At 34.8% G+C, this 21,703-nt stretch carries 18 protein-coding genes; 6 read left to right on the top strand and 12 right to left on the bottom strand.

What is annotated here, in order from left to right; all coding sequences use genetic code 11:
* Positions 1-26 precede the first annotated feature (26 nt).
* Positions 27-434 carry a hypothetical protein gene (locus ACJJVT_RS02585; RefSeq protein WP_405396203.1) on the top strand — a complete coding sequence of 136 codons (408 nt, stop codon included), beginning with the start codon at positions 27-29 and terminating at the stop codon, positions 432-434.
* 82 nt (positions 435-516) lie between these two features.
* On the opposite strand, the gene ACJJVT_RS02580 is transcribed toward ACJJVT_RS02585, so the two are convergent.
* The 9 genes from ACJJVT_RS02580 to ACJJVT_RS02540 form a co-directional block, all read right to left on the bottom strand.
* A complete protein-coding gene (locus ACJJVT_RS02580; protein WP_405396201.1) occupies positions 517-1,842 on the bottom strand; it encodes a DUF3570 domain-containing protein in 1,326 nt (441 codons plus the stop codon).
* 23 nt (positions 1,843-1,865) lie between these two features.
* Entirely contained in the window at positions 1,866-2,078 is a 213-nt protein-coding gene (locus tag ACJJVT_RS02575) for a DUF4266 domain-containing protein (protein WP_405396199.1), read from the bottom strand.
* Positions 2,075-3,013: an FAD:protein FMN transferase gene (locus tag ACJJVT_RS02570; protein WP_405396643.1), complete on the bottom strand. Its 939-nt coding sequence runs from the start codon at positions 3,011-3,013 to the stop codon at positions 2,075-2,077. Before ACJJVT_RS02570 ends, ACJJVT_RS02575 begins: the two co-directional genes overlap by 4 nt.
* A 43-nt stretch (positions 3,014-3,056) precedes the next feature.
* Complete coding sequence (locus ACJJVT_RS02565; protein ID WP_405396197.1) at positions 3,057-3,497, bottom strand: thioredoxin family protein; 441 nt, start codon at positions 3,495-3,497, stop codon at positions 3,057-3,059.
* A gap of 74 nt (positions 3,498-3,571) precedes the next feature.
* Complete coding sequence (locus ACJJVT_RS02560; RefSeq protein WP_405396195.1) at positions 3,572-4,714, bottom strand: efflux RND transporter periplasmic adaptor subunit; 1,143 nt, start codon at positions 4,712-4,714, stop codon at positions 3,572-3,574.
* Between the two features lie 11 nt (positions 4,715-4,725).
* Positions 4,726-9,063, bottom strand: a complete 4,338-nt coding sequence (locus ACJJVT_RS02555; protein WP_405396194.1) for a CusA/CzcA family heavy metal efflux RND transporter — start codon at positions 9,061-9,063, stop codon at positions 4,726-4,728.
* A 77-nt stretch (positions 9,064-9,140) separates the two neighbouring features.
* Complete coding sequence (locus ACJJVT_RS02550; protein WP_405396192.1) at positions 9,141-9,503, bottom strand: hypothetical protein; 363 nt, start codon at positions 9,501-9,503, stop codon at positions 9,141-9,143.
* 124 nt (positions 9,504-9,627) lie between these two features.
* Positions 9,628-10,581, bottom strand: a complete 954-nt coding sequence (locus ACJJVT_RS02545; RefSeq protein WP_405396190.1) for a L,D-transpeptidase — start codon at positions 10,579-10,581, stop codon at positions 9,628-9,630.
* Positions 10,582-10,638: 57 nt separating this feature from the next.
* Positions 10,639-11,406: a TIGR00730 family Rossman fold protein gene (locus ACJJVT_RS02540; RefSeq protein ID WP_405396188.1), complete on the bottom strand. Its 768-nt coding sequence runs from the start codon at positions 11,404-11,406 to the stop codon at positions 10,639-10,641.
* A 295-nt stretch (positions 11,407-11,701) separates the two neighbouring features.
* On the opposite strand from ACJJVT_RS02540, the gene pta reads away from it, so the two are divergent.
* From pta to ACJJVT_RS02515, 5 genes are all read left to right on the top strand, one after another.
* Positions 11,702-13,795: a phosphate acetyltransferase gene (pta, locus tag ACJJVT_RS02535; protein WP_405396187.1), complete on the top strand. Its 2,094-nt coding sequence runs from the start codon at positions 11,702-11,704 to the stop codon at positions 13,793-13,795.
* 10 nt (positions 13,796-13,805) lie between these two features.
* On the top strand, positions 13,806-14,990 hold the full coding sequence (locus ACJJVT_RS02530; RefSeq protein ID WP_405396185.1) for an acetate/propionate family kinase: 1,185 nt from the start codon (positions 13,806-13,808) through the stop codon (positions 14,988-14,990).
* Between the two features lie 128 nt (positions 14,991-15,118).
* The gene (locus tag ACJJVT_RS02525; protein ID WP_282050528.1) at positions 15,119-15,448 is read left to right on the top strand and encodes a YtxH domain-containing protein; all 330 of its coding nucleotides are present in this window, start codon (positions 15,119-15,121) and stop codon (positions 15,446-15,448) included.
* Between the two features lie 5 nt (positions 15,449-15,453).
* Positions 15,454-15,798, top strand: a complete 345-nt coding sequence (locus ACJJVT_RS02520; protein ID WP_303600015.1) for a phage holin family protein — start codon at positions 15,454-15,456, stop codon at positions 15,796-15,798.
* Between the two features lie 2 nt (positions 15,799-15,800).
* Positions 15,801-16,064, top strand: a complete 264-nt coding sequence (locus tag ACJJVT_RS02515; protein ID WP_405396183.1) for a hypothetical protein — start codon at positions 15,801-15,803, stop codon at positions 16,062-16,064.
* A gap of 222 nt (positions 16,065-16,286) precedes the next feature.
* Here ACJJVT_RS02515 and ACJJVT_RS02510 read toward each other — a convergent pair whose 3' ends face one another.
* From ACJJVT_RS02510 to ACJJVT_RS02500, 3 genes are all read right to left on the bottom strand, one after another.
* A complete protein-coding gene (locus tag ACJJVT_RS02510; RefSeq protein ID WP_405396182.1) occupies positions 16,287-18,083 on the bottom strand; it encodes a ribonucleoside-diphosphate reductase subunit alpha in 1,797 nt (598 codons plus the stop codon).
* Positions 18,084-19,358 (bottom strand): ribonucleotide-diphosphate reductase subunit beta, encoded by a 1,275-nt coding sequence (locus ACJJVT_RS02505; RefSeq protein ID WP_405396181.1) that lies wholly within the window; start codon positions 19,356-19,358, stop codon positions 18,084-18,086. It abuts the gene before it with no gap.
* A gap of 421 nt (positions 19,359-19,779) precedes the next feature.
* Positions 19,780-21,687, bottom strand: coding sequence for an endo-beta-N-acetylglucosaminidase (locus ACJJVT_RS02500; protein ID WP_405396180.1), 1,908 nt, complete (start codon positions 21,685-21,687; stop codon positions 19,780-19,782).
* Between the last annotated feature and the right edge of the window lie 16 nt (positions 21,688-21,703).

Raw genomic sequence — 21,703 nt, 5'->3', positions numbered from 1 at the left:
TAGTTATTAATCCTAAAATAAAATAATTGAATACAAAAATATTAATGACTTTTAGCTCCCTGTTTTTAGCAATTATGGGACTAACAATTTCTTTTTTACCAAATGAAATAATCAACTATTTAGATATTGAATCAAATATTATTACAATACTATTTATAAAAATCCTTGGTGCATTGTATATGGCGTTTGCAATTTTAAATTGGATGGCAAGAGGAACATTATTTGGAGGAATTTATAATAGACCAATCACCATGGGAAATTTAATGCATTTCGGTGTTGGAGCAATTGCATTAATAAAAATTGCCCCTAACAGTGCTAATTATTCAGAAATTATTATTCCTCTAACTGGTATTTATATAATTTTCGCGCTATTTTACTTGTACATTTTTAAAACCAACCCGATTAGTGTAAAACGTACCAGTAATTCCAAATAAAGGAATATTCTAAAGCTGTATCTAGTATTCAGAATAATTCTTCTTAGCAAAAACTTAACGACTTTTACATTAAGACCATAACCTAGTCCACCACAAACTTAAAGCCCGCGGTAATGATACTAGAACCAAAGGTTGTATCTCTATCATACTTGTAAAACTTTAGATCTATACTTTTAAGGCCGAGTTTCCAGATATGCATCTTGGTAAAAATATCTGTGTACGAAACCCCCATTCCAAATTGGTTTGCCGAGTATTTTGACAAATCATAATCTGACGTATAAAAGGTATCTGTTGATACTGCCTCTTCATAACCAAAGAAATAGTCTGCAGCCGACTGCTGATAGTATCTGTAAGATGGATAAATCGTAAACTTATCGGTAAGCTTAATAGGCACCTCTACACTTGCAGTGTGGGAGTTTATACCCCAATCATCGTAGTAATACCTATAGAAGCTCCTTACTACAAACGTTTCATTAATATACCAATTTAACCGACCGCCGGCAGCAACCTTAAATCTGGTATCTGGTAATTGTTCTATGGCATCTGCCAATTGAAAATTATCTATAAAAGAATCTGCTACATCGCTGAAATAAACCCTTTGAAACGGAGTAGACAACAAGCCATCTTGCTGAATAAAATCTAACGCCAGTGAACCTTGTAGATTCTTGCTCAGAATTTGAGAAAATCCTAATCCGACGGAATAAGAATTTCTTGATTCATCAGAAAACTCATTGAATATAGGGGCGTAATTTGTATTCCCCGTAATTGTATTATTACTGAAAAGTCCATTCGCCAAACCATTTGCACCACTGGCGAAAGGTCTTAGTTCTGATGGATATATAGCATTCCATTTATCTAAATATACATTAGCATTTATACTAACCTCCGTATTCTTTTCATTAAATAATTTTGTTAAGCCACCACCGAGACCAAAAGAGAAATAATCGTATTCTGAAGAGACCGATAGTTTACCTGACACGATTGTATTTCTATCATCTGAACTATGGCTATACGAACCTGTAAGATTCGTCCATGTATCTGAACTTGAAGCACCAGAACTTGCTACAAACGGATCAGCTGGCTCGCCACCATCAAAAGGGTCTACATTACTTGAAGAAGCCGATGTATATGCTGAAACACCTGCATCAATGGTAAGAACATCGTCATCGTTTAAAGGGATTGCAACTACGAATGTGCCTGTAAAATCTGTTAGGTCTTCTGTTCCTAAACCGCCACTTACCGCAGCATTATCCCCATCTTGCGAATAATAACTTGTTAAAAAATCTACCTCGGTAGTTTCTAAAACACGCTTTTTATAGGTCTTTACAGAATCTTGAGCTTGCTGTGCATAGTTTATCGTAAACGCGAATAATGCTGCTACAGAAACTGCTATTTTGAATATTTTCATTTTGTTAAAAATTGAATCCTATATTAATTACAACCGCAGCCACCACCAGTTTTTCCTCCGTTTGCACCTGCAGCAGCTTCTCTGTAGGAATGAGCCGTTGTTAAATTGCTGTCTACCTTTTTATCTTGCAAAACCATATCTGGATCATTAATATTTATTTTCTCGTACTCCTTCAACACTGTACAGCTGCTAAAAGAAGCCGCTATTAATGTAAAAACTAAAAACTTCTTCATCATGACTTTTCTATTTCTATATTCTTAGAAGTTATAATATTTCCTTTATCGTTTATAATAATACATTCTACCTGTGGCAGTTGTTCTATTCTATTTAAGCCGACCTCAATGCCCATAACAAATACCGATGTTGCCAACGCATCAGCTAATTCTGCTTTGGGAGCAAATACGGTAACACTAATAATACCCGTTGCCGGATAACCACTTCGAGGGTCAATTATGTGGGTATATCTAATATCATTGAAGGTTACATATTTTTCGTAATTACCAGAAGTTACCACTGCCCCATTGATTATAGGTAACAAAGCAAAGACTTTGTTCTTATCCATAGGATTAGTAATAGCTACCTTCCACTCTTTACCATTGGGCTGTTTTCCCCAAGTATTCATGTCACCAGATGCATTTATGATACCTGCAACTACACCTTTAGATTTCAAAAACTCTTTTGCCTTATCCGCGGCATAACCTTTACCAATGGCTCCGAAACCGATTTTCATTCCGACTAACTTCAGAAAAACGGTATGGTTCTCTTTATCTAAAATAATATTGTGATAGCCTACTTTAGCCACAGAGGCCTTAATGGAATCTTCTGATGGCATAACAGTCATGCTACCATCAAACTTCCAAATTTTATCCATAGAGGCATAACTAATATCAAAAGCCCCATCTGTCAGCTTAGAAATACCTATTCCACGTTGTATTAAATTAAATAATTCTACATCTACTTTAACAGGTTTAATACCCGAATTTCTATTAATTTCCGATGTCTGTGAGTTTGGATCCCAAGAAGAAATCAGCTTTTCTATTCTTGTTATTTCGCTGATAGCCAAATCAATATATACATCGCCTTCAACAGGATCTTTAGCCACTACGGTAATATCAAAACGGCTACCCATTAATTTAATGGTACGCTTATAAGGCTCCTGAGCATACAGCATACCAACAGAAAAAAATAATACTATGAGAGTTAGTTTCTTCAATCTATTTTATGAATGAATTTAATTCTTCTATGAACTCTTTCGGTGTCAGTTTCTTGTAACTGGTTTCACCATAAACTTCACCATTGGCATTCATAACCACAACAAAGGGAAAAATCCCCTGTCTGTTATAATTTTCAGCCAATACCTTATTTTTATTCAATTGCTCCTCTGGCAACGCATTCTTTTTTCTACGAGGAAAATCTGCCTGTAACATTACATAATGCTCTTTTGCATATTCTTTAAACTCATTTGTAGACCATATTGCCCTATCTAATTTAATACAAGGTGCACACCAATCTGAACCTTGAAAAACTAGTATTATTGGCAGATCATTAGTTTCGGCAAGCTCTTTAGCTGTTGTAAAATCTGTATTCCAGTCTTGCGCTGTTATTGTACCAACACTAATTACCGTAAATAACAGAAATACTATATATTTTTTCATAATCTATCTATTAAACTAACCTTTATTAAGTCAATTATTCCATCAATAACTTTCTTTTTACTACTATATTAAAGTTACGCTCCTATCAGGCTAAACGCACCTTTTGCCAAAAATTGTGCATCTTGTTTAAAAGTCGATGAATTACTGAGCGATGTCCTATTTTCATAACTACCTAAGGTCATGACAGGTACTTGCTTAAAATAATACGTATCGCCTTTCTTCTCTTCCAAAAGCAGTACAAACGATTCGTTTTCAACCACGGCAATAGCATCAGAAGGCAGCGACATTTGTTTTGACGTTTCTGTAATAATATTCGCCTCTACGAACATACCAGTAAGAAAGTTGGCGTCATCTTCATTTTCTATATGTGCATGAACCTTTATCGTTCTATTTCCACCTATTGAGGTACCGACCAAATGTACTTCTGCCTTGTACACCTCTTTTGAAGCTTCTGGTATTCTAAATTCTACCACCTGATCCTTTTTTACTTTCATAATATCTTTTTCGAAAACCGAAAGTTCTAAATGAATGTGGTCATTATTTATGATTTCCATAATTGAAGTTGCAGGAGAAACATATGTACCTTTTGAAACATTTACGCTTGTAATACTACCTTCAATAGGTGCATAAATGGTGGCTACCGAACTTATGTTTCCTTTTTCTACTTGTTCTGGTGATATATTCAACATACCTAGTTGCTTTCGTAGTCCGTTGTACTTTGCTACTCCTGTTTTATAATCACTCTCTGCTTTTAAAAAGCTTTTCTGAGATGTTATGTTTTCGGTTACCATAGTTTGCTGACGTTCGTACTCTGACTTCAAATAACTCAACTGCCCGTTAACCTCCATATACTGCTGTTGTAAGGATACAAACTCCGGATTCTCAATAGTAACCAACAACTGCCCTTTACGTACTTTATCCCCTATTAACAAAGGTGTAGTTTTAATATAACCGCCCATTGTAGCACTCACCACTGCCCTATTTTCTGGTGGCACATCTATCATACCAGAGGTCGTAACCATTACCGGAAAATCACTCTCAGTCATACTAGTGATCTCCATATTATTTTGGTCGAATTGTGCTTGCGTAATTTGAATACGGTCATCTGTTTGTACTTCAGATGTGCCATTCTCGCTTGATTTGCTTGCCTTGTCTCCACAACTTGAAATTATGATGAACATGAAAAGCATTATTATTTTGAATATATATTTTTGCATGATGCCCTTATTTATAATGTTAAGAAATTAATGTCTGTAGCGGTTTCGTTATACGCTTTTATCTTATCTAGATAGCCCAATTTTATATCATAGGCACTTTCTAAACTTTGTATATATTGAAAAAAATCAATTTCACCATTTCTAAAGCTGATGTTCGCGGTCTTCAATATTTCATCTGATAACTCTGCACCTTCGTTCTCATAGTAATTCAGTGAATTTTGAATTTGAAGGATTTGCTGTCCTAAGATTTCTTGCTTTGATTTTATCTGGATTTTATACGCAACAGACTTGGTTACTGCTCTTTCTTTCGCAATTTTTGATGCCTTGATTCTAGAGGCATTACCACTGAATATTAGCGGAATTTTTAGCCCTAGTTGATAACCCAAAAGATTATCGTTCAATTCTGAGTTTGTTCCTTGAAAATAGGCTAAACTAATATCTGGCAGTAGCTGCTGCTTTTCTAGTTTACGCTCAGCAGCCATTAATTGCATGTTATTTTCATAATATACGGACTCAGGAGAAGCATCTACATTTACATCTTGAATGTCAATTTTTAAGTTCATTTCTTCGGAAATCACCAAACTATCTTCTACCTGAATTAATTGCAACAAATTGGCATATGACGCGGCTACATGTTGAATAGCTTGTTGGTAATCTAAATTGATTTTTCGCTGCTTAGAGGCTGCGGTTATTTTCTCTAAATAATTAGTTTCCCCCAGTTCAAACCTTCTAGCTGCTACCTGTGAAAAATTGGCATACAAACTATCGAGCCTTTTAAAGACCCTAACTTTTTCTCGTGCGATTTGATAGTCGTAATAACCTTTCGTAACATCTCTAGTTATAGCTTTACGCTGAATATCATATTCACCTTGCACCAAACTAGTCTTTACCTTATTGACCTTCTTTTCTGAAAAATAGGCAGTCGGAAAACGAAAATCTTGCTGTACCCCAAATACCTTCAATGGCACATCGTTAATAGCTAAATTATTTTCATCGTATTGATAATACACATGGGTCTTATTAAACATAAATGCACTATTAACCAATGCTTCAGCTTCATCAACTTTAAGTTGACCTGCTTTTAAACCCATGTTATTTTCAATAGCTAGAGGTATTAATTCATCGAGATTTTGACTATTCGATTCTTGTGCCGAAGTCCCAATAGATATAAGTACAGCTATAAAAGCAATACCATTTTGTAACGTTGTTTTTGGTATTGGCTTTTTTGAATTTTCATGTTTATCGAAAATGGAATACAACACCGGTAATACGACCAATGTTAATATGGTTGCCGTAAACAGCCCACCTATTACCACTGTTGCCAAAGGTCGTTGAACTTCTGCGCCTGCATTGGTAGATATTGCCATGGGTAAGAAACCAAGTGCAGCTGCAGATGCTGTTAATAATACGGCTCGCAAGCGATCTTTCGCTCCTTGTTTTATTAAATCGTCTAAACTATCAAAAGAATATTTTTTCAACTCCTTAAAATGCTCTATCAACACAATACCATTTAATACTGCTATACCGAACAGTGCTATAAACCCTACTCCCGCAGAAATACTAAACGGCAAACCTCTCATCCATAATAACAATACACCACCAACTGCTGCCAGCGGAATTGCCGAGTAAATCATTAGGGCTTCTTTTACCGACTTAAATGCAAAGTATAACAATACAAAAATGAGTACAAGGGCTATAGGGACCGCTACTAAAAGTCGGTCTCGGGCACTTTGCAAGTTTTCAAATTGACCGCCATAGGTTATGGTATACCCTGCTGGTAATTTTACATTTTCATTAATTAATTTTTGAACATCATCTACAACCGATTGTAAATCGCGATTACGAACATTTACACCTACCACTGTTCTTCTCTTGGTATCATCTCTTGATATTTTTGCAGCACCTTTTTTATAGGTAATATCTGCCAGCTCGCTTAACGGAATCTTTCCTCCGTCAGGCAAATCAACATATAGGTTTTTAAGGTCGTCAATATCTTTTCGTTTTGCTTTATCTAAGCGCACGACTAAATCGAACCGTTTTTCTCCTTCAAAAACATTACCGGCAGTTTTACCGGCAAAGCCCATAGAAACCATATCGTTCAGTTCTTGAATATTTAAGCCGAAGCGGGCAATTTTGGCGCGATCATAATCAACACTCATTTCGGGCAAACCTGCTATTTTCTCTACACTAACATCTGCAGCGCCTTGGACATCTTTAATCAATGCACCAATCTCATTCCCTTTTTTAGCTAAAACGTCTAAATCGGGACCGAATATTTTTATGGCAATATCTGCACGCACTCCTGTAATAAGCTCATTAAAACGCATTTCTATGGGCTGCGTAAACTCTACTTCCATACCGGGAATAATTGATAACGCTTCTTTGAATTTATCGGCTAGCTCATCTTTAGATTTAGCACTTGTCCACTCCCCTTTCGGCACCAATTTTATGATGACATCACTTTCTTCCATAGACATAGGATCGGTGGGTACTTCGGCAGCTCCAATTCTGGTGACTACCTGCTGAACCTCAGGGAAATTTTCGAGTAAAATCTTCTCAATCTCGGTAGTAATATCTACCGTTTTACTTAATGAGGTTCCTGTTTTTAATACGGGCTGAATTACAAAATCACCTTCATCTAAAGTTGGTACAAACTCCCCGCCCATAGTTGTATATAAAATAGTTGCGCCTATAAGTAGAATCGCTGCAATGCCCAAAACCAATTTCTTGCTTTGCAAAGCCCAATTTATAATAGGTTCATATCTTTTATTCAACCATTTCATTAAACGAACAGATATATTCTTGTCCGATTCCTTTGACGGTTTTAAGAAAACCGATGCAGCTACTGGTACATACGTAAAACATAAAATCATTGCCCCAACTAATGCGAAACTAAAAGTCAAGGCCATAGGCTTGAACATTTTACCTTCTACTCCGCTTAATGATAGAATCGGAATAAAAACAATTAAAATAATCAACTGCCCGAAAATGGCAGAGTTCATCATTTTAGATGCTCCGTCAAAAGTGATTTCATCTTTTAAATGCTGCTGATCTGTTTTGGCTAAGCTATTAATCTCGTGTTGCTTTCTTGTAATTTCAAAAGCTATAAACTCTACAATAATCACTGCACCATCTATGATAATACCAAAATCTATGGCGCCCAAACTCATTAAATTAGCATCTACACCAAATATGTACATGAGTGATAATGCGAATAACAAACACAAAGGAATTACAGATGCGACCACCAAACCTGATCTAAAATTACCTAGCAATAATACCACTACAAAAATGACAATTAAACATCCTAATATTAAGTTCTCGCTAACGGTGAAGGTTGTTTTGGCAATAAGTTCGCTTCGTTCTAAAAACGGATTAATATATACTCCCTTTGGCAACGAAGTTGAAATTTCGGCAACGCGTTCTTTTACGGCTTCAATTACCTTTTTAGAGTTCGCATCTTTCAACATCATTACTTGCCCCAGTACCTTCTCGCCTTCGCCATTACCAGTAATGGCACCAAAACGAACTGCGCTACCGAAGTCAACTGTAGCGACATCTTTAATATAAATTGGTAATCCGCCTTTAGTGCTAATTACAATATTTCGAATATCCTCTAGAGATGAAACCAACCCTTCTCCTCTAATAAAGAAAGCCTGATTCACCTTTTCGATATAACCGCCACCAGAAACACTATTGTTAGTTTCCAGTGCTTTAAAAACATCACTGGCGGTAATGTTCATGGCATTTAGTTTTTGGGTATTTATAGCAACTTCGTATTGTTTTAGAAATCCGCCCCAGGTGTTTACCTCAACAACACCGGGTATCCCAGACAATTGCCGTTTTACGATCCAATCTTGTATGGTTCGCAGTTCGGTTGTTGTATACTCGCCTTTATACTCTGGCTCTACCTCTAAAACATATTGATAAATTTCACCTAACCCTGTAGTTATCGGTCCCATTTGTGGCGTACCAAAACCGGCTGGAATTTTCTCTGAAGCTGAAGCTATTTTCTCTGCTATAAGTTGTCTCGGCAAATACGTACCTAAATCATCTTCAAAAACGATGGTAACCACAGACAAACCAAATTTAGATACCGAACGAATTTCTTTGACTCCCGGTAAGTTTGCCATTTCAAGTTCTACGGGATATGTTATGAATTGCTCCATATCTTGGGTAGATAAGTTACGTGATGTCGTAATTACCTGAACCTGATTATTGGTAACATCTGGCACTGCCCCAATAGGTATTTGAGAAAGTGCAAATAGCCCGTACTCAATAATGAATACGGTAAAGAGTAGAATAATGAGCTTATTCTTTAAACTGAAATTAATAATATGTGATAGCATCTTTTCATATAAATCAATGTGAATCGCTCAAATTCATAAACATGAATTTGAACTAAAAAATTAAAAAATCGATTGTATTATGAAATGCGGGGCGGCTGTAAAATGCCTTGTGAGTGTAATGAAGAAGATGGTGCTTGATAATAGAAATTTGAGTCTGTATAATCTGAAAATTCTACTTCGTTTAATTCTGATTTGTAGCTATTGATAAACACGTCGGCAACAGAAATATGCGATGCTCCACTATGATTAAAAGGTAATTTTTCGTGATCTTTCTTTTCTTCTTGATGATCGCGTTGATGGTCTGCCTTTAACTCACCATAATGCTTAGAAAGAAAAACAATTACATTATCGCCATATTGCTCACTATGAAATTGAGCGTGCTCAATTAATTCATCTAACTGAACAATATCATCATAATGCACACCAAAGCTTTGCAGCATGATGAGCGATGATAACAATATGGAAAACAGTTTGTTCACGTTAGTAAAATTAATAAAATTATAAATACCTATTATTTAAATTCAGTTTAAACTAAATCGGATTTAGCTTTAATATACTTCCATTTTATTGATCATCAGTTAAGTGATATACATCTCGAAGTACAGAAATAACCATGCCTTCATCATATGTTTCTAAATCATACCTAATTTTAAGCTTTGTACCTAATGGCGCATAATAATATACCCGCCAAGCATCGCCTTCACCAAGACCAATACAGCCATTTGAATATGCCCTACCCAATGTTTTAGGATTTGTAGTCGGATGAATCATTTGTCCATTTCTAACATTATTAATTTCAGTTTCGATCCAAGGTATTTGAGGCATCATGGTTGTTTTACCATCATCTCGTCTGGTTACATAAAAACGTTTTCCGTTTACCGGATTATAAAAATCTGGATGCTTTGCATGCCTTACTATAGTCCCTTCTCCTGTTTTTGTTCTTAAATCTGTTACACGATCTCCAAATTTTAAATAGCGCTCTCGATACTGCCCCACCCTAACCGGAAACGTTTCTAATAAAACAGAATCTTGAAAAATGCGTAATTTGTATTCTGGTATGTTAACATCAATTTCGGTGGTTGAAAAATCTTCTAGTATTCTACAAGCTGTAATTGAATCTGGCAGTATCAACTCGCTATCTTTTGGCAATACAATCATTTGCTTTTGATCATAAACAAAAGAATCACGCGCCATCATTCTGTAGTAATCTGTATTCGCCAAAGTATCAATTATCCACGGGTTATTTCGTACTAACAAATGTTCAGATAACGCATATGGCACTATGGTATCATATTTTTCAACTACTGAATCCATAAATTGAAAATAGCCAACAATCTTAATGTCCTTCAAAATTTTTATGTTTTCAATCTTTTTTATTGCTTCTTTAGTGGGTAATAGTACTGCTGTACTATCTATCTGTAAAGCTCCAATATCACCCTGCTTCTTAGACTGACAAGAAACAAACAGTACTGAGGTAAAAATGATTAAAACTATTATTATACTTTTGATTTTAAGCATATTGTATTCTTATTTTATAATTCCTGAAAATTTAATATTGAGATTCAAAGAGTACTTTTAAGTAGTTCGAACTGACTTTTTCTCGCCAAACCACCACTTGGTCCGCATTGGTTTTTTAATGAGTTTAAATCTTTTGACCGCATGTTCTTTTAAATGTTCTTTCATTTCATCAACAGAATCGGTCAAGAACATTAAGTCCATATCCTTTTTTGATATACTTTCATTTTCTGCCATCGTCTGTATGTGATGGTATAACTCTTTATGATATTCTTTTCCGAAAATGACCACCGGAAAATCTTGTATCATTTTTGTCTGTATTAGGGTAACCGCTTCAAAAAGTTCATCTAAAGTACCTATGCCACCAGGCAATACCACAAATGCGAAGGAGTACTTAAGTAGTAAAAATTTTCTAATAAAGAAATAGGGAATATTTATCCATTTATGTAAATACGGATTCGGTTTTTGCTCATGAGGCAAAATAATATTGCAACCAATTGAATATCCATTATTAAGGTAAGCTCCTTTATTTGCTGCCTCCATAATACCGGGTCCGCCGCCTGTCATTACTGTAAAGCCCATTTCAGATAAAGCTTTACCAACTTCTTCTGCTTGTTTGTAATATGGATTATCTTCTTTAAAACGGGCAGATCCAAATACGGTAACACACGGACCAATAAAATGTAATTTTCTAAACGCTCGAATAAACTGATATTGTACCTTAAACGTAAACCACAATTCTTTAAACCGACTTCGTGGTCCGTCAAGAAAAGCACGTTCTTCACTTAAAAAGAAAGAATTAGTATTCGTTTTTGTTTCGTTCGGCATTTGGTAATCTGATTTAATAACAGCACCAAAAGTAGTTGTTACCGATAAAGGTGAAAATGACTTATCTCATGTTTATAATATGAGATATGTCATTTTAAAGCGTGACTGTCATAAGTATTTTTGACGCTTCAAATACGGTACCTAAGCTTACTTATACATTTAATATTGTAGAAACCATGACTTCAAATACAACTTTATAATTATCAACTTTAAACTAAAGTGTCAGATTTTTACATTGTAAGCCCTAATCCGTAAAGAATCCTATAAATTTGTTAAACACTAATCCCTTTTACACGTGAGTAAAGCTATATATATTGTTACTACAGAGCCCAATAGTGGAAAATCTATTGTTTCACTTGGCCTTATGCAACTTCTTTTAGGCAGAACTGCCAAAGTTGGCTATTTCAGACCTATTATTGATGAAGTCCCCAATGGTAAAACCGATAACCACATTGACACTGTTTTAAGCTATTTCAATGTAGATATGAAACCTGAAGAGGCTTTTGCATATACACGTAGCCAAGTAGTACAATTAAAAAATCAAGATAAAGACGATGAAATTGTAGGCCATATTATACACAAGTATAAAACCATTGAAAATAAGTTCGACTTCGTTTTAGTTGAAGGAACCGATTTTTCTGGAGAAGGTGCTATTATTGAATGGGACATTAACGTACTTATTGCAAAAAACTTAGGTATACCAGCAGTAATACTCGCAAGCGGAAAAAATAAGACCTTAGACGAGTTAGTTGGCAATCTTTACATGGCTTACGACTCATTTAAAGAGAAAGGTGTTGAAGTACTTCTCATTGTAGCTAACAAAGTACAACCGGAGAATGTTACTATTATTTCTAACGGATTAAAAGAAAAATTACCTGATGATGTTTTAGTCGGTACTATACCCGTAAATTCTGTTTTAGGTAGCCCAACATTAAAAGAAATCGCACAAGAGCTTGATGCTAAAGTTCTTTTTGGTGAAGATTATATTAACAACCAAGTAGGCAGTTTCAGTGTTGGCGCCATGCAATTACGTAATTATATCACGCATTTAAAAGATGATAGTCTAGTAATTACACCTGGTGATCGTGCAGATATTATTTTAGGAGCATTACAGGCAAATATCTCCACAAATTACCCTAGCCTATCTGGTATTGTTTTAACTGGTGGTCTTATACCCGAAGATTCTATTATTAAGTTAATAGAAGGTCTTTCTGATATTATACCAATACTTTCTGTTGCTCGTGGTACATTTTATGTCACCAATAAAATTGGTACTATTAGACCACGTATTTACGCCGAAAACACAGAAAAAATACAAACATCTATTCAAGAGTTCGAGAAGTATATACCTACCGAAGAATTGGCTGAAAAGTTAATTACGTTTAAAGCGAAAGGTATAACCCCTAGAATGTTTCAGTATAACCTTCTTCAAAAGGCAAAAGCTTCGAAAAAGCATATCGTTTTACCTGAAGGTTTAGATGAACGTATTCTATTGGCAACCAAAAAACTGATCGATGCCGATGCTGTTTCTATTACTCTTTTAGGTAATAAAGAACAGATCATTTCTAAAATTAAAGAATTAGATATCGATTTGAACATCAACGATATCAATATTATCGACCCAACTGCATCTGATCATTTTTTAGATTACGCCACCACCCTATTCGAATTGCGTAAACATAAAAATGTAAACCTGGCGATGGCGCAAGATTTAATGGAAGATGTGTCGTATTACGGCACAATGATGGTATATAAAGGTCATGCCGATGGTATGGTATCGGGTGCTATACATACTACTCAGCATACTATTAGACCTGCATTACAATTTATCAAAACTAAGCCTGGTGTATCTATAGTATCTTCTATATTTTTCATGTGCTTACCGAACAGAGTTACCGTTTTTGGAGATTGTGCCATTAATCCGAACCCTAATTCTGAGCAGTTATCTGAAATTGCTATTTCATCTGCTGCTACAAGCGCAGCTTTTGGTATTGAACCAAAAATAGCCATGCTTTCTTATTCATCGGGAGCTTCTGGTGTAGGTGAAGATGTTGACAGAGTTCGTAAGGCTACTGAAATTATTAAAGAAAAAAGACCCGATCTTAAAGTGGAAGGTCCTATTCAATATGACGCTGCGGTAGATGCTAAAGTCGGACTCAGTAAATTACCAGATTCTGAAGTTGCAGGGCAAGCTAGTGTGTTTATATTTCCTGATTTAAATACCGGAAACAACACGTACAAAGCCGTACAAAGAGAAACTGGTGCCTTGGCTATCGGACCAATGTTACAGGGGTTAAATAAACCTGTTAACGATTTAAGTCGCGGCTGTACTGTAGATGATATTTTTAATACCGTAATAATTACTGCTATTCAAGCAGAAGGATTTTAAACCAATTTTCATGAATATTTTAATTATCAATTCCGGAAGTTCTTCTATAAAATATCAACTTTTAGAAATGCCTTCCACCAAAGTTATTTGCGTTGGCTCCATAGAGCGTATTGGTAGTACAGATGCCATATCCAACTATAGAACCGATAACAATAAAGTTGAAAAAATTTATGAAATAGCAAACCATAAAGCCGGTCTAGAACGAATTACCTCACTTTTATTGGATGCTGAAATAGGTGTACTTAAGAGTACCGAAGAAATTGATGCTATTGGGCATCGCGTTGTTCATGGTGGTAGCGATTATACAGAAACCACTTTAATAAACGAAGAGGTTAAGAGTAAGATTAAAATGCTCTCCAGTTTAGCTCCTTTACACAACCCTGCTAATTTGCAAGGTATCGTTATGGCAGAAGAAATTTTTACTACGGCAAAACAAGTAGTTGTTTTTGATACCGCCTTTCACGGTACTGTTCCTGTTAAAGCAAAAAAATATGCTATTCCTAATGAACTATATGAGAAAGACGGAATTCAAGCCTACGGATTTCATGGTACTAGCCATAAATATGTTTCAGAAAAAGCAAATGACTATCTACATAAAAAAAACACAAAGTTAATTTCAATCCACCTAGGAAACGGGTGTAGTATTACCGCAATAAAGGACGGAAAAAGTATTGATCACAGTATGGGGTTCGCTCCTTCGAACGGACTTATAATGGGTACCCGTAGTGGAGATATTGATCACTCTATCATTTATTATATGGTGAATACCTTAGGATATAGCTTAAGTGATGTCAACGAATTATTGAACAAAAAAAGTGGTATGCTTGGTCTTACCAGCTCTAATGACCTACGTGATATTGAAGAGGAAGCTAGCAATGGTAATGCAAACTGTATTTTAGCTTTAGAGATGAATGCTTATCGTATCAAGAAATATATCGGAGCATATACGGCGACAATGAACGGACTAGATGCCATCATATTTACTGCAGGTATTGGTGAAAATTCTAGCCTAATGCGTCAGCTAGTTTGTAAGGATATGGATTATTTTAATTTTCAATTAGATGATTCAAAAAACGAACTAAGATCAAAAAATATTAGAGAAGTAAATACCCCAGATTCTAAGGTTAAAATTTTAATTATTCCTACAAATGAAGAATTAGAAATTGCAAAGCAGGTATATGAGCTACTTCACTAATTTTCAATGAAATGTAATCGCAATTTTCTTTTTCTATTTACGCTTGTATAATTTTCGCATATGATTTAAATCATATGTCAGGCATTTTTAAGTGTTTAAATTTATCTTGAAATATTAAAATCAATATTATGCAAAACGATAATGGAAATACTTTATTGGCGATATTAACTGGTGCTGCTATTGGTGCTGGAATAGGAATTTTATACGCACCAGATAAAGGAATTGAAACACGTCACAGAATCAAAAGAAAGGTTGAAGACACCAGTCATGATATAGCTGAAAGAGTTTCTCACGCAAAAGATGAGCTAACAAAAACTGCTAATGAACAGAAAGATGCTTTTGACAGAAAATTAGACGAGGCAATTTCAACGATGAGTTACAAGGCAGATGATATCATTGATAAGTTAGAACAAAAATTAGAAGAATTAAAAGCACAAAACGCTCAACTACATAAATAGCAGCTATGGCTTTTGAAGAATTAAAAAATGACCTCATGGGGCTAAAAACCGAAATGGGGTCATATTTAGAACATAGTGACGAATACTATAGACTTAAAATTTTCAAAGTCTTATCAAAAAATGCTACCGGCATATTAAAGCTTTTTTTAATAGGTATCAGTAGTCTGTTTGCATTATTATTTCTGTCATTCGCAGCCTGTTTATGGTTGTCTGAACTAATGAATAGTTACTTCATTGGTTTTATTATCGTAGCCGGGTTTTATATTCTGATAGCAGTTATGCTCTATATATTTAGAGAGCAACTAAACAAACCTGTACTTAAAAAATTATCTAAATATTATTTTGACTGATTATGAGCAAGCAATACCATTCTTTTGAAGAAATAGATGAGCGCTTGAAAGTTCTTAATCTTCAACGTCTCATCGCCCAAGAAAGCATAAAACTACAATTTAATAGCGCTAAAACAGATTTAGTACCACATCAACTAAGACAGGGATTAGAAGCTACTTTTAGTCAAAAAGGGACTATTAAAAGCTTAATAATCACTTTCCTTTCTGGCAAACTACTTGATTTTATAAAAAGTAAACGTAAATCTAGAAATAGAGACCGTTCTTAAAGTTTTTTTAAAGCTCACTTAGCAGTTTATTGGTAGTAGTTGTCTTGTCTTAATTATTCAATTTAACTATCTGTGGGTATCATTTCTTTATATCTACATGTTTCTACATGTTCGTACAGTAAACCACATTACACAAAAAAAATCTGGTGCTTTAAACAAACATTACTTGCTTGCTAAAACACCAGATTTAAAACTTAATAACTATTCTAGTTCATTAAAGGCTTAAGCCTCACAACTAGCACAATCTTTCTTTTGCTTGAATTTTTGTGCAGCATTCATACTATGTTGGTAGTATAATGACTTCAAACCTAATTTCCATGCAGTTACGTGAATCTTATTGATTTCTTTAACTGGCATATCTGGGTGAACAATAATATTTACCGACTGACCTTGGTCAATATGATTTTGTCTGTTCGCTGCCTGATAGATAATATCCATCTGGTCAATTTCAGAATATGTTTTAAATACGTCTTTCTCTAAGTCTGAAAGGAAATCTAAATGCTGTACAGATCCGTCAAAATCACGAATGCTATGCCATACTGCTGTTGTATTCATTCCTTTTTCCTCTAAAAGCTCAACTAAGAAAGGATTTCTAATTGTAGTTTTCACCTTAGCGATATCTTTTACATACGTATTAGACCATATTGGCTCAATACCTTGAGATACTTGACCTAAGATAAACGCAGAAGATGTTGTTGGTGCAATTGCATTCAACGTTGCATTTCTTCTACCATAACCTTTCAATACTGCAGGCTCACCAAATTTATTGGCTAACTCTTCTGAAGCACTGTATGACTTTTCTTTTATTGTTTTGAATATTTCACTATTCAAGTTGTATGCTTCTTGACTGTTAAAAGGTAACATTTTAGATTGTAGTAATGAATGCCATCCTAAAACACCTAAGCCTAAAGCACGGTTGTCTTTTGCGAAGTTATAAGCACGCTCCATAAACATGAACGTTTGACGATCTTCACGACTTTCTGAATCACGGTATACTTCTAATTTCTCACAGAACTCAGTAATAACAGCATCTAAAAAGAATACCATAGTTTCTACTGCATCTGTATCTTTCCATTTATCATAATGAAGCACGTTTACAGAAGATAATACACATACAAACGACCATTCGTCACTTGATGGTAACATGATTTCTGTACAAAGGTTACTTGCATGAATTTTGTGTCCTTTTTCTTTATACACATCAGAAGCACCGTTGTTCGCATTATCTTTAAAGAAGATATATGGGTACCCCATTTCACCTCTTCTCTGTAATACTTTTGCCCAGATAGAACGCTTTTCATTATCGCCATCTACCATTTCTTGCATCCACTCGTTGGTAACGGTAACACCATGAGTTAATTCTTGAATAGGGTTACCTTCGGTACCTATTTCTAAGAATTCTTTAATATCTGCATGCTCAACAGGTAAATACGGAGAAAAACGACCACGACGAACAGAACCTTGGCTTACTACATCTACCATAGATTCGAAAAGTTGCATAATATGTACGGCTCCTGAAGCTTTACCATTATTCTTAACGTCCGCTCCTCTATGTCTAATGTTACCAAAGTAACCAGATGTACCACCACCTAATTTAGACATCATACCTACTTCTGACTGGGTATACAAAATGTTACCCATGTCATCAGATATGTTAGATCCAAAACAACTAATTGGCAATCCTCTTTCTTTTCCGAAATTAGACCAAACTGGCGATGCCAATGAGTAAAAACCTTCACTCATGTAACCGTAGAACTTGTCTGAAAAACCAGGCATGCCCAATATTTTCTCAGCTCTATCTGCAATTTCACGAATACGTGTTTCTGCTGATACTCCCGGAGTTAAATAGCCAGAACCTAAAAAGTTACGGCTATCTTCATTTAACCACTTAAAACCTTCTTCTTTGTCTTTCTTTAAGCTATCAAGGGCTTCTTTTCTAGCTTGTACAAGTTCATCTGAACCATTCAACTTTACTTCTTCTTGAATGCTAGTCTCTAAATTAATTTTTGAATCGTTCATTTAAAATAAGTCGTCACTGGTTATACTTTGTGTTCTTTTGCTATAGTTGATAGAGCGTTTCACGAAGAAATCGCCATGTTTGGTACCGATAATTTCATCATCGAACCATTCTGTTTCTGATAGTAATTCTTCGTCTACGTCAAATATCTTTTCGATTCCAATACTTTCGATAGAATCGTTAAATCTCTTTTTAATGAATTCTTTTACTAGTTTTTTAGGTAAGAAATCAATTTCACCCGCTTCAAAAATCCAATCTATTATATCACTTTCTGATAAGAATGCCTCTTTACACATTTCTTGTACAGTACCATGAAATTCTTTATTGAACCATGTAGGGTTTTCGTCTTTAATAATGTTTATGATATCGATACCAAAATCGCCATGAATCTGCTCTTCTTTTGAAGTAGCCTCCACAACATTTGAAATACCTTTAAACATATTCTTATGCTTATTAAAAGCCATGATAATCAAGAACTGAGAAAATAAAGACACGTGCTCTATAAATAGAGAGAACAATAAAACCGACTCTGCATATTCTTGGTTATCCTCACTCTTAGAATTCTTTAGAGCTGTCTCTAAATAATGAACTCTTTTCATTATCACAGGTTTCTTCTTCAAGTTTTTAAACTCTTCGTTTAAACCTAATATTTCTAATAAATGCGAATAAGCATCATGATGTCTTACTTCACTCTCTGCAAAAGTAGCCCCTACAGAACCAATTTCTGGTTTAGGCATTTTATGGTAGATATCTCCCCAAAAACTCTTTACCGCAACCTCTATTTGAGAAATTGCCAACATGGTGTTCTTTATCGCGTTTCTCTCAATATCATTTAACCCTGTTTTAAAATCTTGAATATCACTTGTAAAGTTGAATTCTGTATGGATCCAATATGAATGTCTTATTGCAGATACATAATCATACAATGCAGGGTATTCATATGGCTTAAGGTTTACACGTTTTTCGAAGACATTAGACTTTCTTCTTTGTGCTTGTTCATTTCTATAAAGAATGTATCCCTTAGCTACATCGAAGTAACCACCTTCCATTAATTTATTTTCAACGAAATCTTGTACCTCCTCTACGGTAGGAATATAATTGTCATCAGCTTTCTTTCTTTCTAAAAGTGCTGAATGAACATTATTAGAGATTATTTCGGCTTCAGTGGGTCCACCATGTTCAACAGCTGTCATAGCCTTTAAAATGGCATTTGTTATTTTGTGTAAATGAAAAGGTTTTGTCGAAAAATCCCTTTTTATGACTTCTGTGATTTTCATGTTAATATAAAGTTAATGATGTAGTTAATAAGAGAGATGTAAAGGTCGAAAATTAATCACCTTATTTTCACATAAACCTCTTTAAGCTTTTAACAGGGTTATCAACAATTTCAATTTTAGAACAAAATATCTTGTTAAGAACATTATCAAAATATCATTGTAATAATTTGATAAACAAATACTTACAATAAATTATATGAACACAAAAATGAGATAAGGTTAAAGAAAAACTTCAGCTAAAACTTTTGTAAAATAATTTTTATGAAATTTCTCATAGGTAAATTTTAAAAATAATATACTATTAACCTTGAGGTATTTTTTCGAATTAAATTTGCGTATCGCTAAGTAGTTTTTTATCAATTATATAGCTAAAATGACATCAACCTAAGCATTATATTTTTTACTTAAAGAACAACTTTAGCTACTGTGACAAATACGCCTTTTTCTGGATGATTCTACCCTTTGTACCCCCAAAACTTTCTGATTGCACCTCTAGATTAATTATGCTGTTTTTTGTAAGAATGTTCGAAATATAAAAATCTTGTGAAGGGGTTTTGCCTAGCCAAACCTTTTCACTTTTAGCATTTAAATAATAAATATGATGATATACACCTACTGGTTTTTCATTGAAATGAATGTATAATTCGCAAGTCTTCTCTTTAGTAAAGGTCTCTAAAGAAAAAGATGAAGTAGCGGGTTTTGTTTCCTTTTTATTATAGATAAATAACTCACCAAGATATGCGGTACCTTTTCCTTTCGTTATCAATCCTATTTTAGATATCAATATATTTTTTCGTTTAGGAATAGAAATGGTGTCTGTAAACCACGAACTAGATTTCTTTAAAGGGTAAGTCAAAGTCTCTCCGTTTGATAGTTGACAAAAAATTTGCATAGTTATATTACCAACCGACTTCGTTACTACCTGAAGACTTAAGGACTTATCTAAACTTAGTTTTGTTTTGTATATCGGAATTTCTGCATCTGCATATCCTTCAAACGATAAACTACTGCCTCCTTCAAAGCTTTCATCAAAACTGATTGTAGCATTTACTTTAGTGCTGTCGACCTTAAATTGCCAAGTAGGTAACACATCTTGAATACTCAGATTATGCCATTCTTTTTTAGAAACAGTCTTGCCCTTTTCATTATAAAAATGACCCAAGCCGTAATTAAAGTTAGTTTTAAAAGGTAATTCTTTGATAACACTGCGTGGTTCAAAATAATCTGCAAAGCCTTGCCAAGTGCTAGATCCAAACCGTGTTTCAAATGACGGACCTCCATTCCAAAACTTTTGTTCGTTGCTATACACATCTTCAGGAGATTTCGTTTCTGATATATCGAACGTCGAATTTGACCAATACAAGCCTATAGATGTATTGTTTGGTTTTCCATCTTTATATAACACATCCCATTTTACAGGAGTTTTAAAACTTTTAGATTGTACGTCGATACCTGCATATAATTCCCACTCACTTCTGCCCAACTCATGAGCTGCCTTTTTACTATCTTCTAAATTAACTTCATTATACCTGAAGTTGATAAAGAAAACATCAGACATATATTTATCCTCTTTTTGAAAATACATCGCATTATGGTTGTTCAGCTCATCTTGCCATATTACCCTAGAATCATCAATCATAGCATCATACCACACCAATTTTAAATTTGATTGTGCTCTGTAATAGGATATGAATTGCTGCATCATCTGACCCATTTCACCTACCAAGTCATACGTTTCTTGATTTATGAACCATCCATCAAAATTATACCTATCGGCAACTTCTATGAGTTTATCTGCTACTGGAAAGCTACCATCTTCGTTCTGTACCAAAAATTCGTACACCCATTCTTCTTTGCCACCATATACATTAGGCGGAAAAAATACGGTACCAATACTCTTTACTCCATTCTTATGCGCGGCATCTGTCCAGAAAGCTGTTGGTGGCACAATGATTCCCTCATTTGCTGAACCACCCCATTGCACAAAGTAATCTATGTATTGCCAAAATGGGAAAGCATATTGTTTAACACTAGAAAACCCTTGAGACGGATGAAAGTTTGTAGTATGTGGCGCCATCAATGCTATAATACCAGGTATTTTCTGCGCGTCATCATTTAAGTCTGTTGAATCATTTAAAAAACGACTTGCCAATGCCACCTGACTAATATTGAATTTAGCGTCTTTGTCACTTTCTGACGACCATTGCAATAGTTCTTCTACAAACCAATAGGAAGAATATGGTTGATTATCACCGTACTGTTCTTCTTGTGTATGACCTTTAGTCGCAAAACCTATTATCACTAGGCAAATTAAAATCGCTTTCTTCATATTCATTCTCACTTTT

This window comes from Maribacter sp. Asnod2-G09, assembly GCF_045063795.1.
Lineage (GTDB): Bacteria > Bacteroidota > Bacteroidia > Flavobacteriales > Flavobacteriaceae > Maribacter.
Note: the sequence above shows the minus strand (reverse complement) of the source record. Positions and strands in the feature narration are given on the sequence as shown.

Bases quoted from the DNA above. Each gene is read 5' to 3' on its own strand.
- ACJJVT_RS02580 (WP_405396201.1), bottom strand. From the start codon at position 1,842: ATGAAAATATTCAAAATAGCAGTTTCTGTAGCAGCATTATTCGCGTTT.
- ACJJVT_RS02575 (WP_405396199.1), bottom strand. From the start codon at position 2,078: ATGATGAAGAAGTTTTTAGTTTTTACATTAATAGCGGCTTCTTTTAGC.
- ACJJVT_RS02570 (WP_405396643.1), bottom strand. From the start codon at position 3,013: ATGCTGTATGCTCAGGAGCCTTATAAGCGTACCATTAAATTAATGGGT.
- ACJJVT_RS02565 (WP_405396197.1), bottom strand. From the start codon at position 3,497: ATGAAAAAATATATAGTATTTCTGTTATTTACGGTAATTAGTGTTGGT.
- ACJJVT_RS02560 (WP_405396195.1), bottom strand. From the start codon at position 4,714: ATGCAAAAATATATATTCAAAATAATAATGCTTTTCATGTTCATCATA.
- ACJJVT_RS02555 (WP_405396194.1), bottom strand. From the start codon at position 9,063: ATGCTATCACATATTATTAATTTCAGTTTAAAGAATAAGCTCATTATT.
- ACJJVT_RS02550 (WP_405396192.1), bottom strand. From the start codon at position 9,503: ATGCTGCAAAGCTTTGGTGTGCATTATGATGATATTGTTCAGTTAGAT.
- ACJJVT_RS02545 (WP_405396190.1), bottom strand. From the start codon at position 10,581: ATGCTTAAAATCAAAAGTATAATAATAGTTTTAATCATTTTTACCTCA.
- ACJJVT_RS02540 (WP_405396188.1), bottom strand. From the start codon at position 11,406: ATGCCGAACGAAACAAAAACGAATACTAATTCTTTCTTTTTAAGTGAA.
- ACJJVT_RS02530 (WP_405396185.1), top strand. From the start codon at position 13,806: ATGAATATTTTAATTATCAATTCCGGAAGTTCTTCTATAAAATATCAA.
- ACJJVT_RS02525 (WP_282050528.1), top strand. From the start codon at position 15,119: ATGCAAAACGATAATGGAAATACTTTATTGGCGATATTAACTGGTGCT.
- ACJJVT_RS02520 (WP_303600015.1), top strand. From the start codon at position 15,454: ATGGCTTTTGAAGAATTAAAAAATGACCTCATGGGGCTAAAAACCGAA.
- ACJJVT_RS02515 (WP_405396183.1), top strand. From the start codon at position 15,801: ATGAGCAAGCAATACCATTCTTTTGAAGAAATAGATGAGCGCTTGAAA.
- ACJJVT_RS02510 (WP_405396182.1), bottom strand. From the start codon at position 18,083: ATGAACGATTCAAAAATTAATTTAGAGACTAGCATTCAAGAAGAAGTA.
- ACJJVT_RS02505 (WP_405396181.1), bottom strand. From the start codon at position 19,358: ATGAAAATCACAGAAGTCATAAAAAGGGATTTTTCGACAAAACCTTTT.
- ACJJVT_RS02500 (WP_405396180.1), bottom strand. From the start codon at position 21,687: ATGAAGAAAGCGATTTTAATTTGCCTAGTGATAATAGGTTTTGCGACT.